This is a genomic window from Burkholderia sp. HAN2018 (assembly GCF_024704855.1).
Taxonomy (GTDB): Bacteria; Pseudomonadota; Gammaproteobacteria; order Burkholderiales; family Burkholderiaceae; genus Burkholderia; species Burkholderia cepacia.
The window spans coordinates 1-23756 of the sequence record NZ_QOBB01000178.1; the positions used below are offsets into that span (position 1 = coordinate 1).

At 69.0% G+C, this 23756-nt stretch carries 14 protein-coding genes and 2 pseudogenes; 6 read left to right on the plus strand and 10 right to left on the minus strand.

The genetic code is table 11. From position 1 onward, the window contains the following. From DPV74_RS30815 to DPV74_RS30830, 4 genes and pseudogenes are all read right to left on the minus strand, one after another. Positions 1-962 (minus strand): annotated as a pseudogene (locus DPV74_RS30815) (hypothetical protein); the annotation flags it as partial. A 189-nt stretch (positions 963-1151) separates the two neighbouring features. Next, a complete protein-coding gene (locus DPV74_RS30820) occupies positions 1152-1577 on the minus strand; it encodes an N-acetyltransferase (RefSeq protein WP_119338557.1) in 426 nt (141 codons plus the stop codon). 54 nt (positions 1578-1631) lie between these two features. Further along, complete coding sequence (locus DPV74_RS30825; protein WP_006485686.1) at positions 1632-2492, minus strand: MurR/RpiR family transcriptional regulator; 861 nt, start codon at positions 2490-2492, stop codon at positions 1632-1634. Between the two features lie 63 nt (positions 2493-2555). Then, complete coding sequence (locus DPV74_RS30830) at positions 2556-2909, minus strand: YgiW/YdeI family stress tolerance OB fold protein (RefSeq protein ID WP_119338558.1); 354 nt, start codon at positions 2907-2909, stop codon at positions 2556-2558. A gap of 229 nt (positions 2910-3138) precedes the next feature. Here DPV74_RS30830 and DPV74_RS30835 point away from each other — a divergent pair, with 229 nt between their 5' ends. The 4 genes and pseudogenes from DPV74_RS30835 (at position 3139) to DPV74_RS30850 (ending at position 6496) form a co-directional block, all read left to right on the plus strand. Next, positions 3139-3801, plus strand: a complete 663-nt coding sequence (locus DPV74_RS30835; RefSeq protein ID WP_060173342.1) for a response regulator — start codon at positions 3139-3141, stop codon at positions 3799-3801. Beyond that, positions 3798-5174 carry an ATP-binding protein gene (locus tag DPV74_RS30840; protein WP_027789586.1) on the plus strand — a complete coding sequence of 459 codons (1377 nt, stop codon included), beginning with the start codon at positions 3798-3800 and terminating at the stop codon, positions 5172-5174. The genes DPV74_RS30835 and DPV74_RS30840 overlap by 4 nt, the downstream gene beginning before the upstream one ends. Before the next feature lie 407 nt (positions 5175-5581). After that, positions 5582-5725: pseudogene (locus tag DPV74_RS30845) on the plus strand (antibiotic biosynthesis monooxygenase); the annotation flags it as partial. Positions 5726-6295: 570 nt separating this feature from the next. Continuing rightward, positions 6296-6496, plus strand: coding sequence for a membrane protein (locus DPV74_RS30850; RefSeq protein ID WP_027789587.1), 201 nt, complete (start codon positions 6296-6298; stop codon positions 6494-6496). A gap of 479 nt (positions 6497-6975) precedes the next feature. On the opposite strand, the gene blaPEN-bcc is transcribed toward DPV74_RS30850, so the two are convergent. After that, positions 6976-7902 (minus strand): PEN family class A beta-lactamase, Bcc-type, encoded by a 927-nt coding sequence (blaPEN-bcc, locus tag DPV74_RS30855; protein ID WP_119338560.1) that lies wholly within the window; start codon positions 7900-7902, stop codon positions 6976-6978. Positions 7903-8030: 128 nt separating this feature from the next. On the opposite strand from blaPEN-bcc, the gene penR reads away from it, so the two are divergent. Further along, positions 8031-8921, plus strand: a complete 891-nt coding sequence (gene penR, locus DPV74_RS30860) for a beta-lactamase transcriptional regulator PenR (RefSeq protein WP_021158802.1) — start codon at positions 8031-8033, stop codon at positions 8919-8921. A gap of 498 nt (positions 8922-9419) precedes the next feature. Here the strand turns inward: penR and DPV74_RS30865 are convergent, their stop codons facing one another. The 5 genes from DPV74_RS30865 to DPV74_RS30885 form a co-directional block, all read right to left on the minus strand. Next, positions 9420-9671 (minus strand): hypothetical protein, encoded by a 252-nt coding sequence (locus DPV74_RS30865; RefSeq protein ID WP_006482135.1) that lies wholly within the window; start codon positions 9669-9671, stop codon positions 9420-9422. Positions 9672-9767: 96 nt separating this feature from the next. After that, a complete protein-coding gene (locus DPV74_RS30870; RefSeq protein WP_119338561.1) occupies positions 9768-11990 on the minus strand; it encodes an amylo-alpha-1,6-glucosidase in 2223 nt (740 codons plus the stop codon). Positions 11991-12148: 158 nt separating this feature from the next. Next, the gene (locus DPV74_RS30875) at positions 12149-20755 is read right to left on the minus strand and encodes an autotransporter-associated beta strand repeat-containing protein (protein WP_119338562.1); all 8607 of its coding nucleotides are present in this window, start codon (positions 20753-20755) and stop codon (positions 12149-12151) included. 551 nt (positions 20756-21306) lie between these two features. Next, entirely contained in the window at positions 21307-21996 is a 690-nt protein-coding gene (locus DPV74_RS30880; protein ID WP_027789591.1) for a YdcF family protein, read from the minus strand. Between the two features lie 266 nt (positions 21997-22262). Continuing rightward, entirely contained in the window at positions 22263-23297 is a 1035-nt protein-coding gene (locus tag DPV74_RS30885) for a rod shape-determining protein (protein ID WP_027789592.1), read from the minus strand. A 271-nt stretch (positions 23298-23568) separates the two neighbouring features. Here DPV74_RS30885 and DPV74_RS30890 point away from each other — a divergent pair. Continuing rightward, positions 23569-23756: hypothetical protein (locus DPV74_RS30890; protein WP_205571957.1), on the plus strand; the 188-nt coding region annotated here is incomplete at its 3' end.

Below are 23756 nucleotides of genomic sequence, written 5' to 3' on the forward strand. Positions count from 1 at the left end.
GCCCGCAACAACGGTGCGCCCCAGGTCTGCGCCAGCCCCTCGCCGGGCGGCTCGTTCGGGTCGCCGCCATGCGCGAGCAGCAGTTCGAGCGCGTCCGCATCGCGCATGTCGAATGCGCGACGCAACGCATTGGTCCCGCCCACCCGCGCGCCGTGTTCGAGCAGCAGGCGCGTACAGGCCGGATTTTCCACCGAGTGATAGAGCGATTCGCCGTCGTTCGGGTCGGCGCCGGCTTCCAGCAGCATCGCGGTCAGAACCGGATCGCGATTGACGCCCGCGGCACCGTACAGCGCCGACAGCGGCCCCGCTTCGTCGGGCGCCGCGAGCGACGCCGGCGGAAACCGGTTGCCGATCCGCTGGTTCGGATCGGCGCCGGCATCGAGCAGATGACGCGCGCAGGCGCGCAGCCGGACAGCGAACCCGGGAATCTGCCCGAGCCGCGAATGCGTGACGGCAACGAGCGGCGGCAGCTTCAGCACGCCGCCGGCGCGCGCGATCCATCCGGGATCGGCGGCCAGCGCCGCCTTCACGCCATCGAGGTCGCCGGACGCGCACGCGACGGTCGGATCGCTTGCAACGAGATCGGGCCGGTCGAGCAGCAGTTGCGCGGCGACACGCGGCCGGGCCGCGTCGAAACCGCCCGTCACGTCGGCGCCGTACGCCAGGTCGAGCCAGCGCCGGATCAACGCCGACCGCTGCTGCCCGGCGAGCGCATGCGTTTCGACGAACGCGCCGAGATCGGCCCATGACGCGAAACCGTACTCGCGCGCAATGCACGACTGCGCATCGTGCAGCCGGAGCCCGAGCGCGAGCGCTTCGTCGTGCGTGCGGTTGGCGGCGGCAGGGAGAAAGCGGACAAAACGCGCGACGGCGTCGGCGTCGCCCTGCCGGTACAGGCGCAACAATGCCTTGGCCTGCTTTTTCAGATGATCGGGATTGGCCCCGGGAGGCAGCTTTTTCATGCGAATCCTCGTGCAGTCATGGCCGAAGGTCCGCAATACCGCCAGCACAAAGGACAGGAGGAAGACTGGATTTGCTGCGACAGGTGGGTTCAACCCTTTCCGCGGACCCGGAAGCGACCTGCATCGCTGGCCGCTATCCTAGGCGACGGCCGGCGACCGCGTCAACCGGGCCGCTCCATGCGGCGACGCTCAGCCCGCAAGCCGCTTCGTCAGGAAAATGCGCGTGTGCCCGGCCGGATAATCCGGCAGTTCGCCGAAGCGGACATAGCCGCGTTTCTCGTAGAACGGCCGCGCCTGGAAGTCGAACGTGTCGAGCCACACACCGTGGCATCCGCGCGCGACGGCTTCCGCCTCGGCCAGATCCATGATGCGCGTGCCCGCACCCCGGCCTCGCGCGGCCTCGGGCACCACGAGCAGGTCGACATGCAGCCAGCCGTACGCCGTGCTGCCCCACAAGCCACCGACCACCGTGCCTTCGGCGTCGGTCACGACCACGGCCAGCGCACGGAAGTCGTTCGGGCCCGCCTGGCTTTCGTTGAATCGGACGAGCGGCGCGACGATCTGCTTGCGAACGTTCACGTCGCCCGCGTCGGTCACCTCGTATGTGAACGTCATCGGTCGAGTCCGGTTGAATCGGAAATGAGGAAGGTTGAACCCGCACGCACCGCGTCAGACGACGTAAGCGCCCTTCGCATGCAGCTCCGCTTCCGTGCGCTCGAGCGCGGCGATCGCATCGCTGCCTTCGAGCGCCAGCAACTGCGCGACCAGCGCTTCGGCCATCGCGTGCGCGGCCACCAGCGACGGGAAGAACGACGGGCTGTCGTGCGTGAAGATCAGTTGTGCGTCCGCGTGCAGTGCGATCGGCGACACCGCGCTGTCGGTGATCGCGACGATCCGGCTGCCCTGCGCCTTCGCGGCCTGCGCGACGCGTGTCGCTTCCGCCGAATACGGCGCGAAGCTGACGATGACGGTCACGCTCTGCTTCGCGATCGTCCGCAGCTCCATTTCGAGCGACCCGGCGACGCCGTTGAGCAGCGACACGGTCGGGCGGAACAGCCGGTAGCCGTACACGAAGCCGAATGCAACCGGGTAACACGAGCGAAACCCCGCGACGTGCACGTGCGACGCCTTGCGGATGAGTTTCGCGGCATCGGCGAGCGCGTGCTCGTTCTGCGCGGCGGTGGCCGACAGGTTGTGTTGTTGCGCGGCGAGCAGGTCGTGCGCGAGCGACGCCTTCGCATCGGGCCGCACGAGCGAGCGCGCCCGCTGCGTGAGCGGCTCGGGGCGCGTGCGCACGCGCGCGACACACAGGTCGCGCAGCTCGTTCCAGCCGGGGAAGCCGAATTGCTGCGCGAGCCGCACGAGCGACGCGGGCTGCACCTGCGCGCGCTGTGCGACCTTGCGCATCGACGACGTGGCGACTTCGTCGGGATGATCGAGCAGGAAGGCCGCGCCCGCCTGGAATTGCGGGCTCAGCTCGGAAAATTGCGCCCGGATCCGGGACGCGAGTTCGTCGAAATTGGCGGCCATCTTGGTGTGAGCGGGAACCGGTCGTCCATGGTATCACCGGCCCCGTATACACCGGTGCGCCGGTCAGCGCAGCACTTCGACGTGATCGGCGTCGACCTTCACGCTGCCCGACCATTTGCGCTCGAATTCGCCGGTCACCTTCACTTCGTTCCGGTCGCTGACGGGCTGGCCGGCCGCCCACAGCTTGTGGTCGATCTCGACGCGGATCGTGCCCGTCGCATCGGCGAATTCGTAATCCTCGCCGCCGACATGCTTGACGATGCGCCCCTGCAACTGCACGTGCTGGTCGTCCTTGCCGTTCGCGAGCAGTTCCTTCACGGTCGTCGTGGTCAGCGTGGACGGCCCGGTATATTCCGCATAAGCGGCGGCGGGCAGCACGGCGAGCGCAACCGCCAGGATTCTCGTCAGGTGTTTCATGATCTCGGTCCTCTTCTTCGATGTGACGCCGCGCTCCGTTGAACGCGACAGCCTCAGATTACGGACCGTAAGATTAAGCAAACCTGAAGGTCGCGCCGCAGCGGCACGGTGCCGCACCGGGCACGCGCGCAAGCCGGCCGCGCGCCCGTGTTTAAGCTCCCGCTAAGGCCCGCGCGCTTATCATGGGAACCCCGGGCGCCATGGCGCCCCGTTGAAGAGACACGAATCCATGCGCGTACTGCTCGTCGAGGACGATCCGCTGATCGGCAGCGGGCTCGAACAGGGCCTCAAACAGGAAGGCTTCGCGGTCGACTGGGTGAAAGACGGCGACGCCGCGTCGCTCGCGTTGCGCGCGACCGGCTACGGCCTGCTGCTGCTCGATCTCGGGCTGCCGAACCGCGACGGCCTGTCGGTGCTCGCCGCGCTGCGCCGCCGCGACGAAAACCTGCCCGCGATCATCATCACCGCGCGCGACGGCGTGCCCGACCGCATCGCGGGCCTCGACAGCGGCGCGGACGATTATCTCGTCAAGCCGTTCGAACTCGACGAACTGCTCGCCCGCATCCGCGCGGTCAACCGCCGCCACGCAGGCCGCGCGCAGACGACCCTCACGATCGGCCCGCTGCGGCTCGACCCCGTCAAGCACCTCGTCTGGCTCGGCGACGACGAAGTCACGCTGTCGCCGAAGGAGTTCGTGCTGCTGCACGAGCTGATGCGCGACCCGGGCGCGGTGATTTCGCGCGAGCAGTTCGAGGAGCGGCTGTACAGCTGGGGCGAGGAAATCGAGAGCAACGCCGTGCAGGTGCACATCCACAACCTGCGCAAGAAGCTCGGCCACGACATGATCCGCACGGTGCGTGGCGTCGGCTACCGGATCGGTGACGGCGCATGACGCGCATGCAACACGCGATCGCGCGCTGGCGCAACGCGTCGCTGCGGCGGCGCCTGCTGACGTGGCTGCTCCCGGCCGCGTGCGTGATCGGCCTCGTCGCGAGTGCCGGCACCTACTGGGGCGCGCTGCGCGAGCTCGACGACCTGCTCGACGACCAGATGCGCAGCATGTCGAAGCAGATCGTCGTCGGCCCGAACGGCGAGCTGTCGTTCAGCAACCGCGCCAACGGCAAGCACGGTTTCGAGGCGAGCGATCCCGACGCCGTGCTGCTGCAGGTCTGGCGCAACGGCAAGCTCGTGTATTCGACCGACCGCGATTCGACGCTGCCGCCGCCCGAGCAGAAAGGCATCGCGAGCGTCGACGTCGGCGGCCAGCCGTGGCGCACCTACGTGACCGAACGCGGCGGCACGACGATCCGGCTCGCGCAGGCACGCCATGCGCGCTGGGAAGCGATCGCGGGCATCGCCGTGCACCTGCTGTGGCCCGTGTTCTCGATGCTGCCGCTGCTCGCGATCGGCCTGTGGTTCGGCATCGGCGCGGGGTTGCGGCCGCTGCGCACGATCGCATCCGGCCTCAAACGCAGGAATGCGAACAATCTCGAGCCGGTCGACGTCGGCGCGATGCCGAACGAAGTCCGTCCGCTCGCCGAAGCGATCAACGACCTGCTCGCGCGCCTGGACCGTTCGTTCACGCTGCAGCGGCACTTCATCGCCGATGCCGCGCACGAATTGCGCACGCCGATCATGGGGTTGTCGATCCAGTCGCAGTTGCTGCGGCGCGCGTCGACCGCCGAGGAACGCGAGCACATCCTTGCGCAGATCCATGCCGGCACGACGCGGCTCGGCCACCTCGCCGAACAGCTGCTGACGCTCGCGCGCCTCGAACCCGATGCGCAGGCGGCCGCCTCAGCGTCGGCGCCCGTCGATCTCGCCGCGCTGTGCCGATCGGTGGTATCGGACCGCACGCGCGTCGCCGACGCGCACCGGATCGATCTCGGCGCGATCGTGTCGACGCCCGTGATGACGTCGGGCAATGCCGACACGCTGCGCGTGCTGCTGAACAACCTCGTCGACAACGCGATCCGCTATGCGGGTGACGGCGCACGTGTCGACGTGTCCGCGCGGCTCGACGGCACGACGCCCGTGCTCGAAGTCGCCGACGACGGCCCCGGGATCCCGGAAGCCGAACGCACCGACGTGTGGGAGCGTTTCTATCGCGGCGAGGGCGCGCAGGCCGTCACGTCGTCGGGCAGCGGGCTCGGGCTGTCGATCGTCAAGCGGATCGCCGAACAGCATCGCGCGACGGTCGCACTCGGCACGACACGCGGCGGGCGCGGGCTGACCGTCACGGTGCGCTTTCCGCTGCCGGCCTGACGCCGCGCCACGTGCGACGCGCGGCTTTTCCACAGATTGTGTTGGCAAGCGTGTGGACAACCTTCCATTAACGACACCAAGCCATTGATCGGAAAGGGTTTGTCGGAGATGCGCGGCAAATGCGCCATGCGGTCGTGAACAGGCACATCCACGCCGCCACCGTAGCCTCGACCACGCGTCATGCGCCGCCCCTCCTTCGTCTCAATTCCCGACGACGATCCGTTCGACTCGCAGGGCGGTCGAGATTTCGAGGATGCTTGCGTGCTTCGATCCGTAGCAATACAGAAGGCCTTTCTGACAGCCGTCCGGCTTGGGTCGGGTTCGGCCCTCTTCGTGCACGACGACGGTACCGCCGGATGGATGAGGCGCCGACGTGTTCGCCCATGTAATGGAGCCGGCCGTACTGCGCGATCCGCGAATCGATCGCAGTGTTTCGCGCGGCCTTCACGCATCCCGGGTTCGCCGTCAGGCTGTCGGCCTGTCCGTCGTCCGCCGTCGCGAGCCCGCACCTGTTCCAGAAAGTCGGCGTGGCCGGCATCTGCACTGCGTGAGCGCCCGCACGCATCGCGGCAACACGTGGCATTCGCGGGTGTCCCGCGCGTCGCGCGCGCACCCGGACTTCTCCACAGAAAATGTTGGCAAGCTTGTGGATATCCTGCGCACCGCAACGCTAAACCCTTGATCCGATGGACTTTGGCACGCGTGATGCAGACGCGGCCCCGGTGACGGCTACCTCGGCCACCGCTTCGCCGCACTTCGCATCACGACGCCACGACGATGCACGTCGCAGCCGGCGCACACGTGCCGGCCATGCGCTGCGCCACTTACCCACAGATTTTGTTGGCAAGCTTGTGGATATCCTGCGCACGCGTGCGCTAACCCGTTGATCGGCTTACGGTTCATGCGCCGCGTCACGGTTGCGGCAGCGTGTGGCCCGGACATGCGTGAATGCGCACGCCCCGCGCGACAGACGCGCCGCCGCCGTGCACCGCCCTCGCCTTGACTCTCGCGCCCGCCACGCGTCAAGATCACGCGAGCCGCACGCGGCCGTGCATCGCCGGCTTCGCGCGACGGCTCGACGGGCCGGCCGTTCCGCCCGACACTTCACTCCGAGGAAGGCCATGGAACACTTCACCGCGTGGCAGCTGGTCGTCTCACTCGTGCTCGTCGCCGTCGTCGTTTATCCGTACGTCCGCATCGTCCGGCGCACCGGGCATTCGGGCTGGTGGATCCTGACGATGTTCGTCCCGATCCTGAACTTCGTCATGTTGTGGGTGTTCGCGTTCGTGCGCTGGCCCACGGTCGACGATCGGCAGCCCTGACCGTCGCCCGCGCGGCTGCCGGGCTTGTCCACAGATTGTGTTGGCAAGCATGTGGATAGCCTGCGCATACCGCGACCAAGCGCTTGATCCGAAAGACTTTGTCCGCGCCGCCTCAAATGCGGCACGCGGCCGGCAAAGTGCCGCTCGCACGTCGTCGCGCCACGTGACGGGCCGCCCTCCGCGCGGGCGAACCGGCTTGTCCACAGATTGTGTTGGCAAGCGTGTGGATAGCCTGCGCATACCGCGACCAAGCGCTTGATCCGAAAGGCTTTGTCCGCGCCGCCTCAAATGCGGCACGGTGGCCCGCGCCACGCCGTGCGCGGCCGCGCACGGGCTTGTCCACAATTTTTGTTGGCAAGCATGTGGATATCCTGAGCATGCGTGACCTAAGTCGTTGATCGCACAACGTTTGATCGCGCAGGTCACGGCTGCGGCACGGCCCGCCTGCGCATCGCGTCACGCGCACCGCACCGCCCGCGTCAACCGAAGGCCTGAACCACGATGCGCGCGACCGACGCGATCACGTCGTCCTTCGAGCGCGCATCGGCACGCGCCTGCGTGTAGTACACGGCCACCGCGATCGGCGCACGCGACGGCGACCATACGACACCCGCGTCGTTGGTCGTCCCGTAGTCGCCGGTGCCCGTCTTGTCACCGACCGTCCACCCGGCCGGCACGCCCGCGCGGAGCCGCTTGTCGCCCACCTTGTTGCCACGCATCCACGCAACGAGCTGCGCGCGCTGCGCGGCCGGCAGCGCATCGCCGACCATCAGCACGCGCATGCTCGCGGCCATCGCGGCCGGTGTCGTCGTGTCGCGCAGGTCGCCCGGCAGCGCGGTATTCAGTTCGGTCTCCCATCGGTCAAGCCTGAACGTGTCGTCGCCGATCGAGCGCGCGTAGGCCGTCACCGCCGACGGGCCGCCGAGCAGCTTCATCAGCAGGTTCGCGGCCGAGTTGTCGCTGTACTGGATCGCGGCCTCGCACAGCGCGGCGACCGTCATGCCCTCGCCGACATGCTTCTCCGACACCGGCGAATAGTTGACGAGATCGGCGCGGGTATACGTCACGCGCTGTTGCAGCAACGCCGGCCGCGCGACGCTCTGCGCAAGCACCGCCGCACTCAGCATCGCCTTGAACGTGCTGCAGAACGGGAAGCGTTCGTCCGCGCGATGCTCGATGACCCGGCCGCTCGCCGTGTCGATTGCGCACACGCCGAGGCGACCGCCCACGCTGCTTTCGAGCTCGGCCAGCATCTGCCCGGCGGCGGCAGGCGCCACGGCCGCGGCCGCGGCGCTTGCCTCGTCCGTCGCGGCAGCCTGCCGCGACGCGCACGCGGTGGCGGTGAGAACGAGCGGCGCCGTCGCAGCGGCCAGCAACAGGGTTCGACGTTTCGATGAGTAGGTCATGTCGGTTGTCTCGTGATGGAATGGAGGCGAATCGATAGTGAAAACGGCCGGCCGCCGAGACAGCACTATCGTGACTTTACGGTTGCCTGACAAGCAACGATAATTGAGCGCTGACAAAAGAAAATCTTATGACCAAGCTCCGCCCTCATCTTCCGCTCAATGCCCTTCGCGCGTTCGAATCGTCGGCGCGCCACCTGAACTTCACGCGCGCCGGCCTCGAGCTGAGCGTGACCCAGGCCGCGGTCAGCCAGCAGGTGCGTTCGCTCGAGGAGCGGCTCGGCTGCACGCTGTTCACGCGGCTGCCGCGCGGCCTCGGGCTCACCGACGAGGGGCGCGCGCTGCTGCCCGTGCTGAGCGACGCGTTCAGCCGCATCGAGACGGTGCTCAAGCAGTTCGACGGCGGGCGCTTCCACGAGGTGCTGTCGCTCGGCGTCGTCGGCACCTTTGCCATAGGCTGGCTAATGCCACGGTTGAAGCAGTTCGGCGATACGCACCCGTTCGTCGAGCTGCGGCTGCGGACCAACAACAACGTCGTCGATCTCGCCGCCGAGGGTCTCGACTTCGCGATCCGCTTCGGGGAAGGCAGCTGGCCGGCGACGCGCAACGAGCACCTGCTCGACGCGCCGCTCACCGCGCTGTGCGCGCCGGACATCGCGCGACGCCTCGCGCAACCGGCCGATCTCGCGAACGAAACGCTGCTGCGCTCGTACCGCACCGACGAATGGCTCGGCTGGTTCGACGCCGCGCAGCTCGCGCCATGGGCGGTCAACGGGCCCGTGTTCGATTCGTCGCGGCTGATGGTCGAGGCCGCGATGCAGGGCGCGGGCGTCGCGCTCGCGCCGGCATGCATGTTCGTACGCGAACTGCAGCTCGGCCTGCTCGCACGGCCGTTCGACGTCGACGTGCGCGCCGGCGGCTACTGGCTCACCTCGCTGAAGTCGAAGCCGCTCACGCCGGCAATGACGCTCTTTCGCGACTGGATCGTGGCCGAAGCAGCCGCCGCGGCGCAGGCCGAATGACACGGCCCCGCTTGTCCACAGAAAGTGTTGGCAAGGATGTGGATATCCTGGGTACCCGGGGCCTAAGCCGTTGATCGCGCACGAATTAGCGTGCGGACGCAGACATCGGGCAGCCCGTGTGCACGGGCTTCGCGAGCGGGCCTCTCGGAGGCCCGATCGTCAACTGTCGCGACGCAATCGATTGCGAGTTATCCACAGAATATGTTGGCAAGCCTGTGGATATCCCGCCGATGCGGCGCGTAACACGCTGATGCAAAAGGGGATTCGATACAAGGACCTTGCGCGGTCAACCGTGTGGCACCGCACGCGCTTTCGCACGGCACGCGCCGCACCTCCGGCCCGGGGCCGGACGGTTCTCCACAGATTGTGTTGGCAAGCTTGTGGATATCCTGCGCATCGGCCACCTAACTCATTGAGCGCACGGGGTTTTGTGCTTCGTCTGCAGAATCGGGCAGCGCCGGCGCAGCCCTTTCGGCCAACGCCGGCGCCAGCCGCGCATCAATGCCGGTCAAGCCCGCCGCGCAGTTCGCTCGCCTTGTCGCGCAGCGCCTCGTAACCCGAGCGCGCATGCTCGGGCAGGTCGGGATCGCCGATCAGCGCGCCGAGCGTTTCGATCAGGCTGAACAGAATGCCTTTCGCCGCGCCGACCGCGATGCTCTGCGATTCGATCGACTTGTGCAGGTGGTCGACCGCCGCTTCCAGATTCTCGAGCTTGTGCTCGCCGTCGTCGGGCCGGTTGTCGGTCGTCATCGTCTACCTCCGCCATTGTTCAAGGGTCATGTCACGATTCTATGCCGCGTCGCGCGAACGTGGCGCGACATCGCGCAACGTTCGCGCGGCACCGCGCTACAGCACCGCGACCACCTTCACGCGGCCCGGCTGCTCCGCCGACGCGACGACCTGGCCGTCGACGCGGCGGAACGTGAGCGACACGGTTTCGTCACCGACGCGCAACGCGTCGATCCGCAGCCAGTCGACGCCTTCCGGCAGCATCGGGCGCTCGACGCGCACCTCGTGACGCGACGCGTCGATGCTCACGCCGAGGCAGGCCTGCAGCATCATGAACGGCGCGCCCGCCGCCCACGCTTGCGGCAGGCAGGCCACCGGATACGCAGTCGGCGGTTCGCCGCGCCGGCGCGGAAACCCGCAGAACAGCTCGGGCAGGCGCATCTCGAAACTCACCGCCGCCTCGAACAGCGCGCGCAGCAGGTTCACGGCGGCCGTCTTGTCGCCGTAGCGCGCGAGGCCGCGCGCGATCAGCGCATTGTCGTGCGGCCACACCGAGCCGTTGTGATACGCCATCGGGTTGAAGCGCGGCTGGCCGGCGGCCAGCGTGCGGATGCCCCAGCCGGTCTGGAACAGCGCCGAGCCGAGCACGCCGGCAACCGCCGCGCCGCGCTCGGCGTCGGGCAGCCCGAACGCGAGCAGGTGGCCCGCGTTCGATGCGAACACGCGGCACAGGTCGCCATGACCGTCGAGCGCGATGCCGTAGAAATCGCCTTCCGGCATCCAGAACAGCGCGTCGACCTGCTCGCGCAGCGCCTTCGCACGCAACGCATAACGCGTGGCGTCGGCCGCGTGGCCGCGCCGGTACGAGCACATCGACATCGCATCGAGCGCCGCGCATGCATACGCCTGCACTTCGACGAGCGCGATCGGCCCGTCCGGAAAGCGGCCATCCGCATGGAACACCGAATCGTGGCTGTCCTTCCAGCCCTGGTTCGCGAGGCCGCGCTCCGACGTGCGCTGGTAATCGAGCAGTCCGTAAGGATTGCGGTCGCACTTGTCGATCACCCATTGCGCGGCGCGCTCGAGCGCGGGCCACAGTTCGTCGATCAGCGCATCGTCGCCGGTGCGTTCGACATACGCGCCCGCGAGCACGATGAACAGCGGCGTCGTATCGACACCGCCGTAGTACAGCGCGAACGGCACCTCGCCCGTCGCGGCCATCTCGCTGCGGCGGAACTCGTGCATGATCTTGCCGGGCTCCGCATCGCGGAACGCGGAAGTCTCGCGCGCCTGGTGCTCGGCCAGGAACCGCAGCACGCCGCGCGCGAGCGACGGCTGCAGCCAGAGCATCTGCAACGACGTGATGACCGCGTCGCGGCCGAACGGCGTCGAGAACCACGGAATGCCCGCATACGGGTACGGCCCCGTGTCGAGCTGCGTCGTGAGCAGCCCGAGATCCGCGAGCGAACGGTCGAGCCACGCGTCGAACAGCGGATTGCCGGTGTTCACGCGCGCCATCGATTCGCGCCGCGCGCGCATTTCGCGGTGCACGCCGACGAGCGCGGTGCGCAGCGCAACGCGGCCGCATCCCGGCCCTTCTTCATGCACCGGGCCGAGCGTCGCATCGACGGTCAGGTAGATCGACACGCATGCCTGCGCGGCGATCGTCAGCGTGTAGTCGGCACGATCGACCGACAGCGCGTCGGGCGCCGGCGAGAAATGCACGGTCACGTTGCGCTCGACGCTGTCGAGGCCGTCGTAGCGCAGCCGCACCGCGCCCGCGTCGACGCGCGGCGCCACCACGGTGCCGCGCTTCGGGCGCTGCGTGCCGCGCACCTCGAACATGTCCTTGAAATCGGCCGCGAACGACAGCGACAGCGGCACCTCGGCCTCGCTCGAGCCGTAGTTCGTCAGCGTCAGCGCTTCGTAAAGCACGTCGCCTGCGAGCACGCGTATCCGCTCGATGTGGATCACGCCCTCGGGCGTTTCGTGGCCGCCGAGCGGCGGCAGCGGGCGGTTCGTCAGGTGGGCGGTGAACGACGCGTTGTCGGCGCTCGTCGCGCCCGACAGCAGCGACGGCGCGCGGCCGCCGAACGTCAAGCGCCACTTCGACAGCACGCGCATGTCGTCGACGAACAGGCCGTCGTCATGACCGCCGATGTCGCCGAGCGCGTCGCTGACCACGAACGCGTTGCCGGATTTCAGCACGTACTGGTTGTTGCGCGCCAGTGCCTGCGGATCGGCTTCGGGTGCGATGAATGCGGGGCCCGACGCGGGGGTCGGGGCAGTTGGCGCAACCTGCGGCGCCTGGGTCGTCGTGGCTTCGGCGTGATTCGGCATCGATGCTCCTGTGTCGAGCGCGACGCGCGTGGCGCGCCGCGTGGTTCGCACAGGATAGGACAGAACGGGGAACGTGCGCAGCGACGCAAAGAGCGCGACGCCAGGCGGCGACGTTACCGTCGCCGCCTGGCGTCGCTTACAGGCACTTCAAATGCGGATCAGAATTTCCACAGTATGTTGCCGAGGATGGCGTTGTCGCGCACGCCGCTGCCGTACTGGCCGCTGTACGTGAGGCCGAGCGTCAGGCGCTTCGTGATGTTCGCGTCGATGCCGGCCTCGAGCACGGCACTGTCGCGGGCAATCGGCACGCCCGACACCTGGAACGACGTGCCGCCGTTCGCGAACGTGAACGCCGACGACGGCCGCACGTTGCCGAACGCGTGCCGCCAGCCGACCGTCCCGCGCGCGGTGAACGTGCCGCTCCCGATCGAGCCGAGCTGCGACGCCGCGCGCAAGCCGAGCGTCGAGAAGCCGACGTGGGTCGTCTCGCCGCCGGCGCGCAGTGCGGCCGCGCCACCCGTTTCCGTATAACCGTCGGTATGCAGGTTCACATACGCGAGGCCCGCGAACGGTTCGATCGCCACGGGCCCGACCGGCAGCGCGTAGCCGACTTCGCCGAACACCTGCGCCGAATTCGCGTCGTAGCCGGCCGAATCGTGATCGGAGAAGCCCGCGAAGCCCGGATTGCGGTCGCTGTTGATCCGGTACCACGTGTACGACGCGCCGCCGCGCACGCCGAGCGCACCGTACTGCGCGCCGCCGTACAGCGACAGGTAGTAGCTGTTCACCGACGCCGACGAACTCTGGGCGTTGTCGAGCGAGCTGTGCGTGACGCCCGCGGCCAGACCCGCACGCCACTTGTCGTTGAGCGCCATGTCGGCACCGGCGATGAAGCCCGTCATGCTGCGGTTGATCGTCGACGCGTTGCCGTCGCCGGTGAGCCGGCTGCGGCCGCCGAACGCCTGCCCCCAGACCACCGGTTGATAAGGCGTGCCGCCGTAGCAGCCCTCGCGCGAACCGATCCGGCGTTCCGGCGGCAGCGTCGCGTCGACCGCGCCGGCCGTGTTGTCGCCGCACAGCGCGGCGCCGCCCGACGACAGCGCGGCGAGCGGGCCCGATCCGGGCGCGAGGCCCTGGCGGACGCGATCGGTCACCGCGTCGCGCACGTAGCGGCTGTCGAGCAGCAGCATGCTCTTCAGGCTCGCCTGCAGTTCGCCGTCGAGCAGCCCGTATGCGCGGCGTGCGGTCGGCACGTCGGTCGTCAGGACTGCGTCGTACAGCGGATTGCCGGCGCCGAGCCCGCCGAGCGCGGCCGCGACCGCGCGCTGGTTGGGCGTCGTCGCGACGTCGGGCAGCGACGTGCCGTTCTGGACCAGTCGCAGGTACACGTGATTCGGGTCGTAGCTGAGCGTCGGCATCAGGAACGCATAGTTCGCATTCACCTGGCTGAACGCGCCCTGCACGCCCGATGCCGCGGTCACGATCGTGTAGGTCGTGCTCGGCTGGTAGCCGCTCTGGTTCGCGAGCACCTGCACGGTGCCGCCGTTCAGCGTCGCCGTGCCGCCTGCCGCGAGGCTGCCGCTTTGCTGCGGCGAAGCCGCGACCTGGAACGTCGAGCCCGGCTGGAACGTGACGTTGCCGCCCACGTTCAGCGCCGCGCCCGGCTGCGACGCGGCCGCCGTCGCGCCGCCCTGCACCACGAGGCCGCCGATCGTGCCGGTGCCCGTGACCGTCGCGCCGTTCTGCACGGTGACGGTCGACTGGCCGAGCGACCCGTTGACGGCGAGCGTGCCCGCGCTGACCGTGGTCGGCCCGCTCAAGGTGCTGGTGCCCGTCAACGTCAGTTGCCCGCTGCCGGCCTGCGTCAGCGAGCCCGCACCGGACAGCACGCTCGCAATCGTGACGTTGCCGGCTTGATTGACGATCAGCGCGCCGTTGTCGACGACATTGCCGGCGATGCTGCCCGACGTGCCGCCGTTGCCGAGTTGCAGCGTGCCGCCGGCCGCGATCGTGGTGCCGCCCGTGTAGGTGTTCGCGCCCGTCAGCGTCTGCACACCGGTGCCGGCGATCGTCACGCCGCCCGCTCCGCCGATCGTCCCGCCGAACGTGCCGTTGCCGCTGCCGTTCAACGTTAGCGCATTGGCGCCGAGATTGATCGTCGCGCCGGTCGCACCGTTCAACGTGCCGATCGTCTGCGCGCCCGTCGCGGCGCTTACGTCGAACGTCGCCCCCGTGCCCGCGAGATTCACCGCGCCCGCCGACGCGAGGCTGCCGCCCGCACCCAGCGCCAGCGTGCTGCCGCCGTTGATCGTCGTGCCGCCCGTGTAGGTGTTCGCGCCCGTCAGCGTCTGCGTGCCGCTACCGGCAACCGTCACGCCGCCCGTGCCGCCGATCGTGCCGCCGAACGTGTTGTTGCCGCTGCCGTTCAGCGTCAGCGCATTCGTGCCGAGGTTCACGTTCGTGCCGGCCGCGCCGGCCAGCGCACCGATCGTCTGTGCGCCCGTCGCGGCGCTTACGTCGAACGTCGCACCCGTGCCCGCGAGATTCACCGCACTGCCCGAAGCCAGGCTGCCGCCCGCACCCAGCGCCAGCGTGCTGCCGCCGTTGATCGTCGTGCCGCCCGTGTAGGTATTCGCGCCGGTCAGCGTCTGCGTGCCGGCGCCCGCGAACGTCACGTTGCCCGTGCCGCCGATCGCACCGCCGAACGTGTTGTTGCCGCTGCCGTTCAGCGTCAGGCCATTCGCGCCGAGGTTCACGTTCGTGCCGGTACCGCCGGTCAGCACGCCGAGCGTCTGTGCGCCCGTCGCGCCGCCGAGGTTGAGCGTCGCGCCCGTGCCGGCGAGGTTTACCGCGCTACCCGACGCGAGGCTGCCGCCCGCATCCAGCGCCAGCGTGCTGCCACCGTTGATCGTCGTGCCGCCCGTGTACGTATTCGCGCCGGTCAGCGTCTGCGTGCCGGCACCCGCGAACGTCACGCTGCCCGTGCCGCCGATCGCCCCGCCGAATGTCCCGCCGCTTCCGTTCAACGTCAGTGCGTTGCCGCCGAGGTTCACGTTCGTGCCGGTCGCGCCGCTCAGCGCACCAAACGTCTGTGCGCCCGATGCGCCGCTCACGTCGAACGTCGCACCCGTGCCGGCGAGATTCACCGCGCTGCCCGAAGCCAGGCTGCCGCCCGCGCCGAGCGCCAGCGTGCTGCCGCCGTTGATCGTCGTGCCGCCCGTGTACGTGTTCACGCCGGTCAGCGTCTGCGTGCCGGCGCCCGCGAACGTCACGCTGCCCGTGCCGCCGATCGCGCCGCCGAACGTGTTGTTGCCGCTGCCGTTCAGCGTCAGCGTATTCGCGCCGAGGTTCACGTTCGTGCCGGTACCTCCGGTCAGCACGCCGAGCGTCTGCGCGCCCGATGCGCCGCCGAGGTTGAGCGTCGCGCCCGTGCCGGCGAGGTTCACCGCGCTGCCCGAGGCCAGGCTGCCGTTCGCACCCAGCGCGAGTGTGCTGCCGCCGTTGATCGTCGTGCCGCCCGTGTACGTATTCGCGCCGGTCAGCGTTTGCGTGCCGGTACCCGCGTACGTCACGCTGCCCGTGCCGCCGATCACGCCGCCGAACGTGCCGCTGGCCGTGCCGCTCAGCGTCAGCCCGTTCGCGCCAAGATCCACGTTCGTATTCGCCGCGCCGTTCAACGCGCCGATCGTTTGAGAGCCCGATGCGCCGCTCAGGTTGAACGTCGCGCCTGCGCCGGCAAGGTTCACGGCACCGCCCGACGCCAGGCTGCCGTTCGCGCCGAGCGCCAGCGTGCTGCCGCCGTTGATCGTCGTGCCACCGGTGTAGGTGTTCGCGCCGGTCAGCGTTTGCGTGCCCGTGCCCGCGTACGTCACGCTGCCCGTGCCGCCGATCACGCCGCCGAACGTGCCGCTGGCCGTCCCGCTCAGCGTCAGCCCGTTCGCGCCAAGATCCACGTTCGTATTCGCCGCGCCGTTCAACGCGCCGATCGTTTGCGAGCCCGATGCGCCGCTCAGGTTGAACGTCGCGCCTGCGCCGGCAAGGTTCACGGCACCGCCCGACGCCAGGCTGCCGTTCGCGCCGAGCGCAAGCGTGCTGCCGCCGTTGATCGTCGTGCCGCCGGTGTAGGTGTTCGCGCCGGTCAGCGTCTGCGTGCCGGTGCCCGCGTACGTCACGCCGCCCGTGCCGCCGATCACGCCGCCGAAGGTGCCACTGGCCGTGCCGCTCAGCGTCAGCCCGTTCGCGCCAAGATCCACGTTCGTATTCGCCGCGCCGTTCAACGCGCCGATCGTTTGCGCACCCGACGCGCCGCTCAGGTTGAACGTCGCGCCTGCGCCGGCAAGGTTCACGGCACCGCCCGAGGCCAGGCTGCCGTTCGCACCCAGCGCGAGTGTGCTGCCGGCGTCGATCGTCGTGCCACCGGTGTAGGTGTTCGCGCCGGTCAGCGTTTGCGTGCCCGTGCCCGCGTACGTCACGCTGCCCGTGCCGCCGATCACGCCGCCGAACGTGCCGCTGGCCGTCCCGCTCAGCGTCAGCCCGTTCGCGCCAAGATCGACGTTCGTATTCGCCGCGCCGTTCAACGCGCCGATCGTTTGCGCACCCGACGCGCCGCTCAGGTCGAACGTCGCGCCTGCGCCGGCAAGATTCACGGCACCGCTCGACGCCAGGCTGCCGTTCGCACCCAGCGCGAGTGTGCTGCCGCCGTTGATCGTCGTGCCGCCCGTGTAGGTATTCGCACCCGTCAGCGTTTGCGTGCCGGCACCCGCGAACGTCACGCTGCCCGTGCCGCCGATGGTCCCGCCGAACGCGTGGTTGCCGTTGCCGCTCAGCGTCAGCCCGTTCGCGCCGAGGTTCACGTTCGTGCTGGCCACACCGGTCAGCGCGCCGATTGTCTGCGCACCCGACGCGCCGCTCAGGTTGAACGTCGCGCCCGTACCGGCGAGGTCCACCGTACCGGTCGACGCCAGGCTGCCGTTCGCGCCGAGCGCCAGCGTGCTGCCGGCGTTGATCGTCGTGCCGCCCGTGTAGGTGTTCGTGCCGGACAGCGTTTGCGTGCCCGTGCCGGCCACGGTCAGGCCGCCGGTGCCGCCGATCGTGCCGCCGAAATTGCCGCTGGCGGTCCCGCTCAGCGTCAGGCCGTTCGCGCCGAGGTTCACGGCCGAGCCGGCCACGCCGCTCAGTGCGCCGATCGTCTGCGCGCCCGTCGCGCCGCTCACGTCGAACGTCGCCCCCACGCCGGCCACGTTCACCGCGCCCGTCGCCGCGAGGCTGCCGCCGGCACCGAGCGCCAGCGTGCCGGCGTTGATCGTCGTGCCGCCCGTGTAGGTGTTCGCGGCCGTCAGCGTCGTGGTCGCCGCGCCGTCCTTCACGAGACCGCCCGCGCCGGCGATGCCGCCGTTCAGCGTGAGCGCGTTGCTGCCGCCGAGCGTCAGCGTCGAACCGTTGCCAAGATTGACCGCGTTGTTGACCGACAGGCTCGTGGTCGTGTCGAGCGTCGCCGCGCCGCCGACGTTCAGCGCGCCGGAACCGAGCGCCCCGCCGTTGCCGAGCACGAGGCCGCCGCTGTTCAGGTTCGTGCCGCCCGTATAGGCGTTCGCGCCCGTCAGCGTCTGCGTGCCGGTGCCGGCCAGCGTCAGGCTGCCCGTGCCGCCGATCACGCCGCTGAAGGTGCCGCTGGCCGTCCCGCCCAGCGTCAGCCCGTTGCCGCCCATGTTGACGTTCGTCCCGGCCACCCCCGACAGCGCGCCGATCGTCTGCGCGCTCGTCGCGCCGCTCAGGTCGAGCGCCGCGCCCGCGTTGGCCAGGTTCACCGCACCGGTCGCCGCCAGGCTGCCGCCCGCGCCCACCGCGAGCGTGCCGGCGTTGATCGTCGTGCCGCCGGTGTAGGTGTTCGTCCCCGTCAGCGTCGTGGTCGCCGCACCGTTCTTCACGAGACCGCCCGCGCCGGCAATGCCGCCGTTCAGCGTGAGCGCGTTGCTGCCGCCGAGCGTCAGCGTCGAACCGTTGCCAAGATCGACCGCGTTGTTGACCGACAGGCTCGTGTTCGTGTCGAGCGTCGCCGCGCCTGCGACGTTCAGCGTGCCCGTGCCGAGCGCCGCATTGTTGCCGAGCACGACACTGCTGCCGCCGTTCAGGTTCGTGCCGCCCGAGTAGGTGCTCGCGCCGTTCAGCGTCTGCGTGCCGGTGCCGGCCAGCGTCAGGCTGCCGGCGCCGCCGATCGCGCCGCTGAAGGTGCCGCTGGCGGTTCCGCCGAGCGTCAGCCCGCCGTTGCCCATCGTGACGTTCGTCCCGGCCACGCCCGACAGCGCGCCGATCGACTGGGCCCCGGTCGCGCCGCTCAGGTCGAGCGCCGCACCCGCGCCGGCCAGGTTCACCGCGCCGGTCGACGCCAGGCTGCCGCCGCCGCTGATCGCCAGCGTGCCCGCGTTGATCGTCGTGCCGCCCGTGTAGGTGTTCGCGGCCGTCAACGTCGTGGTCGCCGCGCCGTCCTTCACGAGGGCGCCCGCGCCCGTAATGCCGCCGCTCAGCGTGAGCGCATGGCTGCCGCCCAGTGTCAGCGTCGAACTGTTGGCGAGGTTGACGGCGTTGTTGACCGACAGGTTCGCGCTCGTATCGAGCGTCGCCGCGCCGCCGACGGTCAACGCGCCCGTGCCGAGTGCCGAGTTGTTGCCGAGCACCAGGCCGCCGGCATTCAGCGTCGTGCCGCCGGCGTAGTTGTTCGCGCCGGACAGCGTCACGGTCGCCGCGCCGTTCTTCACGAGACCGCCGCCGCCCGAGACCGTGCCGCTCAGGCCGACATCGGCGCTGCCGACGAGCGTGAGCGTCGTGCCGGTGGCGACGTTGACATTGTTCGCGAGCGATACGTTGGCGATCGCGTCGAGCGACGACGAGCCGTTGACGTTCACCGCGCCGATGCCGAGCGCCGTATTGCTGCCGACCGCGAGGTTGCCGCCGTTCAGGTTCGTGCCGCCCGTGTACACGTTCGTGCCCGTGAGCGTTTGCGTGCCGCTGCCGGAGAGCGTGATGCCGCCCGCGCCGCCGATCGAGCCGGCGTACGTCGCATTGACGGTGCCGTTCAGCGTCAGCGAATTGCCGCCGAGGTTCACGCTGGTACCGGCCGAGCCCGCCAGCGCGCCGATCGCCTGCGTGCCCGATGCGCCGCCCACGTCGAACGTCGCGCCGGCGCCGGTCAGGTTCACGGTGCCGGTCGAGGCCAGACTGCCGCCCGCGCCCACCGCGAGCGTGCCGCTGTTGATCGTCGTGTCGCCGGTGTAGGTGTTCGCGCCCGTCAGCGTCAGCGTCGCCGCGCCGTTCTTCACGATGCTGCCGTTGCCGTTGATGGTGCCGGCCAGCCCGAGATTGTTGCTGCCGCCGACCGTCAGCGTGGTGCCGTTGGCGAGATTGACGTTGTTGGCGAGCGTCGTGTTCGTACTCGAGTCGAGCGAGGCCGGGCCGTTGACGTTCAGCGCACCGCTGCCGAGCGCCCCGTTGTTGCCGACGACGATGCCGCCGCCGTTCAGGTTCGTGCCGCCCGTATAGCTGTTCGCACCGGTCAACGTCAGCGTGCCGCCGTCGTTCTTCGTCAGCGCGCCGCCGCCCGTCACCGCGCCCGACAGCGTGAGCCCGGTCGCGCCCTGCACCGTCAGCCCGCCCGCGCCGAGCGTCACGGTGTTGCCGACGTTGAGCCCGGCGGTACCCGCCTGCAGCGCGCCGCCGTTGGCCGTGACGTTACCGGTGCCGAGCGACGCGTTGTTGCCGATGATCGCGACGCCGCCCGACAGCGTCGTGTCCTGCGCGGTCGACGCGCCGTTGATCGTCCAGTTGCCGGCCTGGACGTCGACGTGATTGAAGTTGACGTAGTTGTTGACCGCGATCGTGCCGTTCGCGCTGGTGCCCTGCTTCAGGTTGAGCGTGTTGTCGCCGCCCGCGCCGCCGTCGACCGTGCCCGTCGCCGCCACGTTGATCGTGTTCGGGCCGATCGTGATGTTGAACCCGCCGCCGGTGCCGCCCGCCGTATTGACCGACGAACCCGTCACGGCATTGAACGTGTTGGTGCTGTTCGCGCCCATCGACACGCCGCCGTTGATCGTGCCCGAGTTGGTAAACGTATTGCCCTGGCCGGGCGTGCCGTTCGAGCCGAGCGACACGCGACCGTTGATCGTCCCGCTATTCGTCATGTTGACCGTGGCGCCGCCGTACGCGGCCACCACGGGCGCGTCCGCGCCGACGAGGGTTGCGCCGACCAGCGGGTTCGAGCCGATCGTGCCGGTGTTGTTGATCGTCGACGTACCGCCCGTGCCGTTCTGGACCGACAGCGCCATGCCCGTCACGCCGCTGATCGCCACGCCGGTCGTGCCGTTCATCGTGCCGTTGTTGGTGACGCTGGTGCCGAGGCTCGCCGATGCATTGCCGATCACCGCACCGCTCGACAGCACGCCGAGCCCGGAACCGAGCGCGGACGGGTCGATCGTGCCGTTGTTGGTCAGTATGGTGTTGTTGCCGGTCAGCGACATCGCGGTGCCGCCGACGCCGAGCAGCACGCCGACGCTCGCACCGGGATTGACGGTGGCGTGGATGTTGTTCGCGCTGTTCGCATAGCTCGGCGCAAGCGGGTTGGCGACCCCGGAGCAGGTTACCGTCGTGCCTGCCGTGCTGCAGGTCGCCTGGGCGGGCACGATACCGGCGCCGGACAACGCCAGGAAAACGCCCGTCGGCAACAGCAATCTCGGAAACGGTTCGCCGGCTTTTTTCGAACGCGCAAGATTCATGCTTTCCCTCGTTATTGGAATTGGTATTACCGTGAAATCGAACGGCCGCCAGCATAAAATCGCGGACAAAAGCGTCCGCCCCGGCTGTCGCGATGCGACGTCGGTTAATTCATGGACGAATCTTTAATTGGCCCGGGAAGGCAGGCGTGAAACTAGCCGAATGACATGTCGATGGCCCCTGTTTTTCTGCAGCGATTTTCTGGTTGATTTGATCACCGCCCTGCTTTTGTCAGACAAGGCTATATCAAAAAAACAGGCTTTTCCAGTCGATCTTTTCCCCATTTGATCGAGGTCCGGCGGGCGCGCATTTTTTACTTATCGGAACGCGTCTTACAGGTAAATCCGTATTCCTTTTGCCAATTTCCTGGATATTTATTTACAGCAGCGAAAATGACGCATCCGTGAAAACACCGATATCCACGCGATTATCGCGGCCAGATTTTTTTGCAATGCAATATCTACATGCCCGGAAAGGATCGATGCACGATAATCCACCCGCCGCCATTCATCAGACGAAACGTCCGGCACTTCCAGGGTTACGTCGATGTTCGTCACGCGTCGACCGGAAGACCCGCACCGCGTGACGAAAACAGCCGTATCAGATAAAGCATCGGCCGGAACGAGACGGGCCGTGCATCGGGGTTCACCCACAACCGCACCGCATACACCGCGTAGGCCGGCACTTCGCGCCAGCTCGAATAGATGTCGCGCAACTGGAAACGGGCCGGATACGCGGCGGAGATGTTCGCCCGCGCGATGCCGACACGCTCGAACGCGAGGCGCGCCCGCGCGAGGTGATAGAACTGGCTGACGATCAGCACGCGCGACACACGGTGCGCCTGCAGGTAAGCGAGCGTGTGCTGCGCCGTCGCGAGCGTGTTGTCGCCCTGGTCGTCCACCGCGATCCGGTCGGCCGGCACGCCGCGCGCCACCAGATAGTCGCGCATCGCGGTCGCCTCGTTCAGCCCGGGGCCGTCGATCGCGCCGCTGACCAGGAACGCCGGGCACTGCCCCGTGCGGTAGCAGCGCACGCCGACATCGAGCCTGGCGGCGAGTACGGGCTTCGGCGCGCCGGTCGCGTCGAGCGCATTGCCGAAGATCACGGCAACATCGGCCGGCTCGCTCGGCATCCGCAGCCCGTGCGCGACGAGCGCAACGGCTGCGACGATCCACAGGCAGGCAACGATGGCCAGCAGGCGGCCCGTTCGGGCGAAGAAGCCCCGTTTGGTGCGGTTTTTCAAGGTTTTCGGTCTCTCAGGTCGTCGGGCTCAGGCTCGCCGGGCATTTCGGCTTGCCCGGCCCCGCGCGGGCGCGTAACGCTAGCACGGTGCGCGTTCGGGTGTCCACGCGGCGAACCGATGCCGGACGATGGACGGCCTTCCGGCAAGTCGGCCGGAGCAGCGTGCCCGGCGAAGCGGGCAGGCAATTGGAAAGAGAAAACCTGCGGAGATTTACGGAGATGGAAAGAATGTGAATGACCGTGCCGCGATGCCCGGCCCGGCCCGAATCAGTCGACCGGGCACATCGCGAGCCGCCCCATCGCCTCGCCGGCGCCGCGCACCGCGCAAGTGGCCGGCTCGTCGGCGATCCGGGCGACGAGGCCTGTCTCGTCGTACAGCAGGCGCTCGAGATCCGCGAGCAGCGCGCCGCCGCCCGTCAGCACCACGCCGCGATTCGCGATATCGGTCACGAGCTCGGCCGGCGCATTCTCCAGCACCGACTTCACCGCGCCGATCACCTGCTTGAGCGGCGCGACCAGCGCGTCCGCCACGTCGTGGTTGGACAGCTCGATCGAGCGCGGCAGGCCGTCGCCGACGCTGCGCCCGACCGCGCGCGTCGACCTGCGCGGCACCGCGCTGGTGGCCGAGCCGATCGACTGCTTCACGTGCTCGGCCGTCTGCTCGCCGAGCAGCACGCCATACAGGTTGCGGACATGATTGACGATCGCCGCGTCGAACTGGTTGCCGCCGACGCGGATCGCCTCGCGATAGACGATGCCGCCGAGCGCGATCACCGCGACTTCCGTCGTCCCGCCGCCGATGTCGACGACCATCGAGCCGACCGGCTCGGTCACCGGCAGGCCCGCGCCGAGCCCGGCCGCCAGCGATTCCTCGATCAGTTCGACCTCCGATACACCTGCCGCGAACGCGGCCTCGCGAAGCGCGCGGCGCTCGACGGCCGTCGCATCGGACGGCACGCACAGCGTGACCTCGACGCGGCGGCCGAAACGCGACCGCGTGCGCGACATGTCGATGAAGCTGCGGATCATCTGCTCGGCCGCGTGCGCGTCGGCGATCACGCCGTGCCGCATCGGCCGCACGGCTTCGAGATGCCCCGGTTCGCGGCCGAGCAGCGCCTTCGCGAGCTCGCCGACGGCCTCGAGCGTCGGCCGTGCGTCGGTCGCACCGGCCTTGCGGAAGCAGACGACCGACGGCTGGTTCAGCACCACGCCGCGTTCGTGCGTATAAATCCGCGTACTTGCCGTTCCAGGGTCGATCGCAACGGGTTGCGCAAACAACTTTCCGAACAGCGGTGTCGACATATCAAACCTTTGTAATCGAACGGACGCGGGGCAGCCGCGCCGCATTTCCGTGGCGCGGCCATGCCGCTCCATCACGGACTTAGCGGCAAATCGTTCCGATACTTTAGGCAATTCCGATGATTTTTTCGCGACGCAATTGTCAAATGTGCCGTTCCGGACACATCCGGCTACGCCACAGCCTCTCGCATTGCGTCTGTAAAACACGGTAATCTCTCGGTCTTGCCTGCTCCCGGCAGGCCTCAGACGCCCGATCACGCCAGGTATTTCCACCATGACAGCGACCGTTTCCTTCCGCTGGGCGCGGGTGCGCCCGCTTTGCACGACGCTCGTCGCCTTCTGGTGCTGCACGGTCGCCGCGCAACCGCTGCCGGCCCCCGAATCCGCCGCCGCCCAGGCCACCGCCGCCAGCGCGCCGGCTGCCACGCCCGCCGCATCCGGACACACCTGCGACGCCGACGG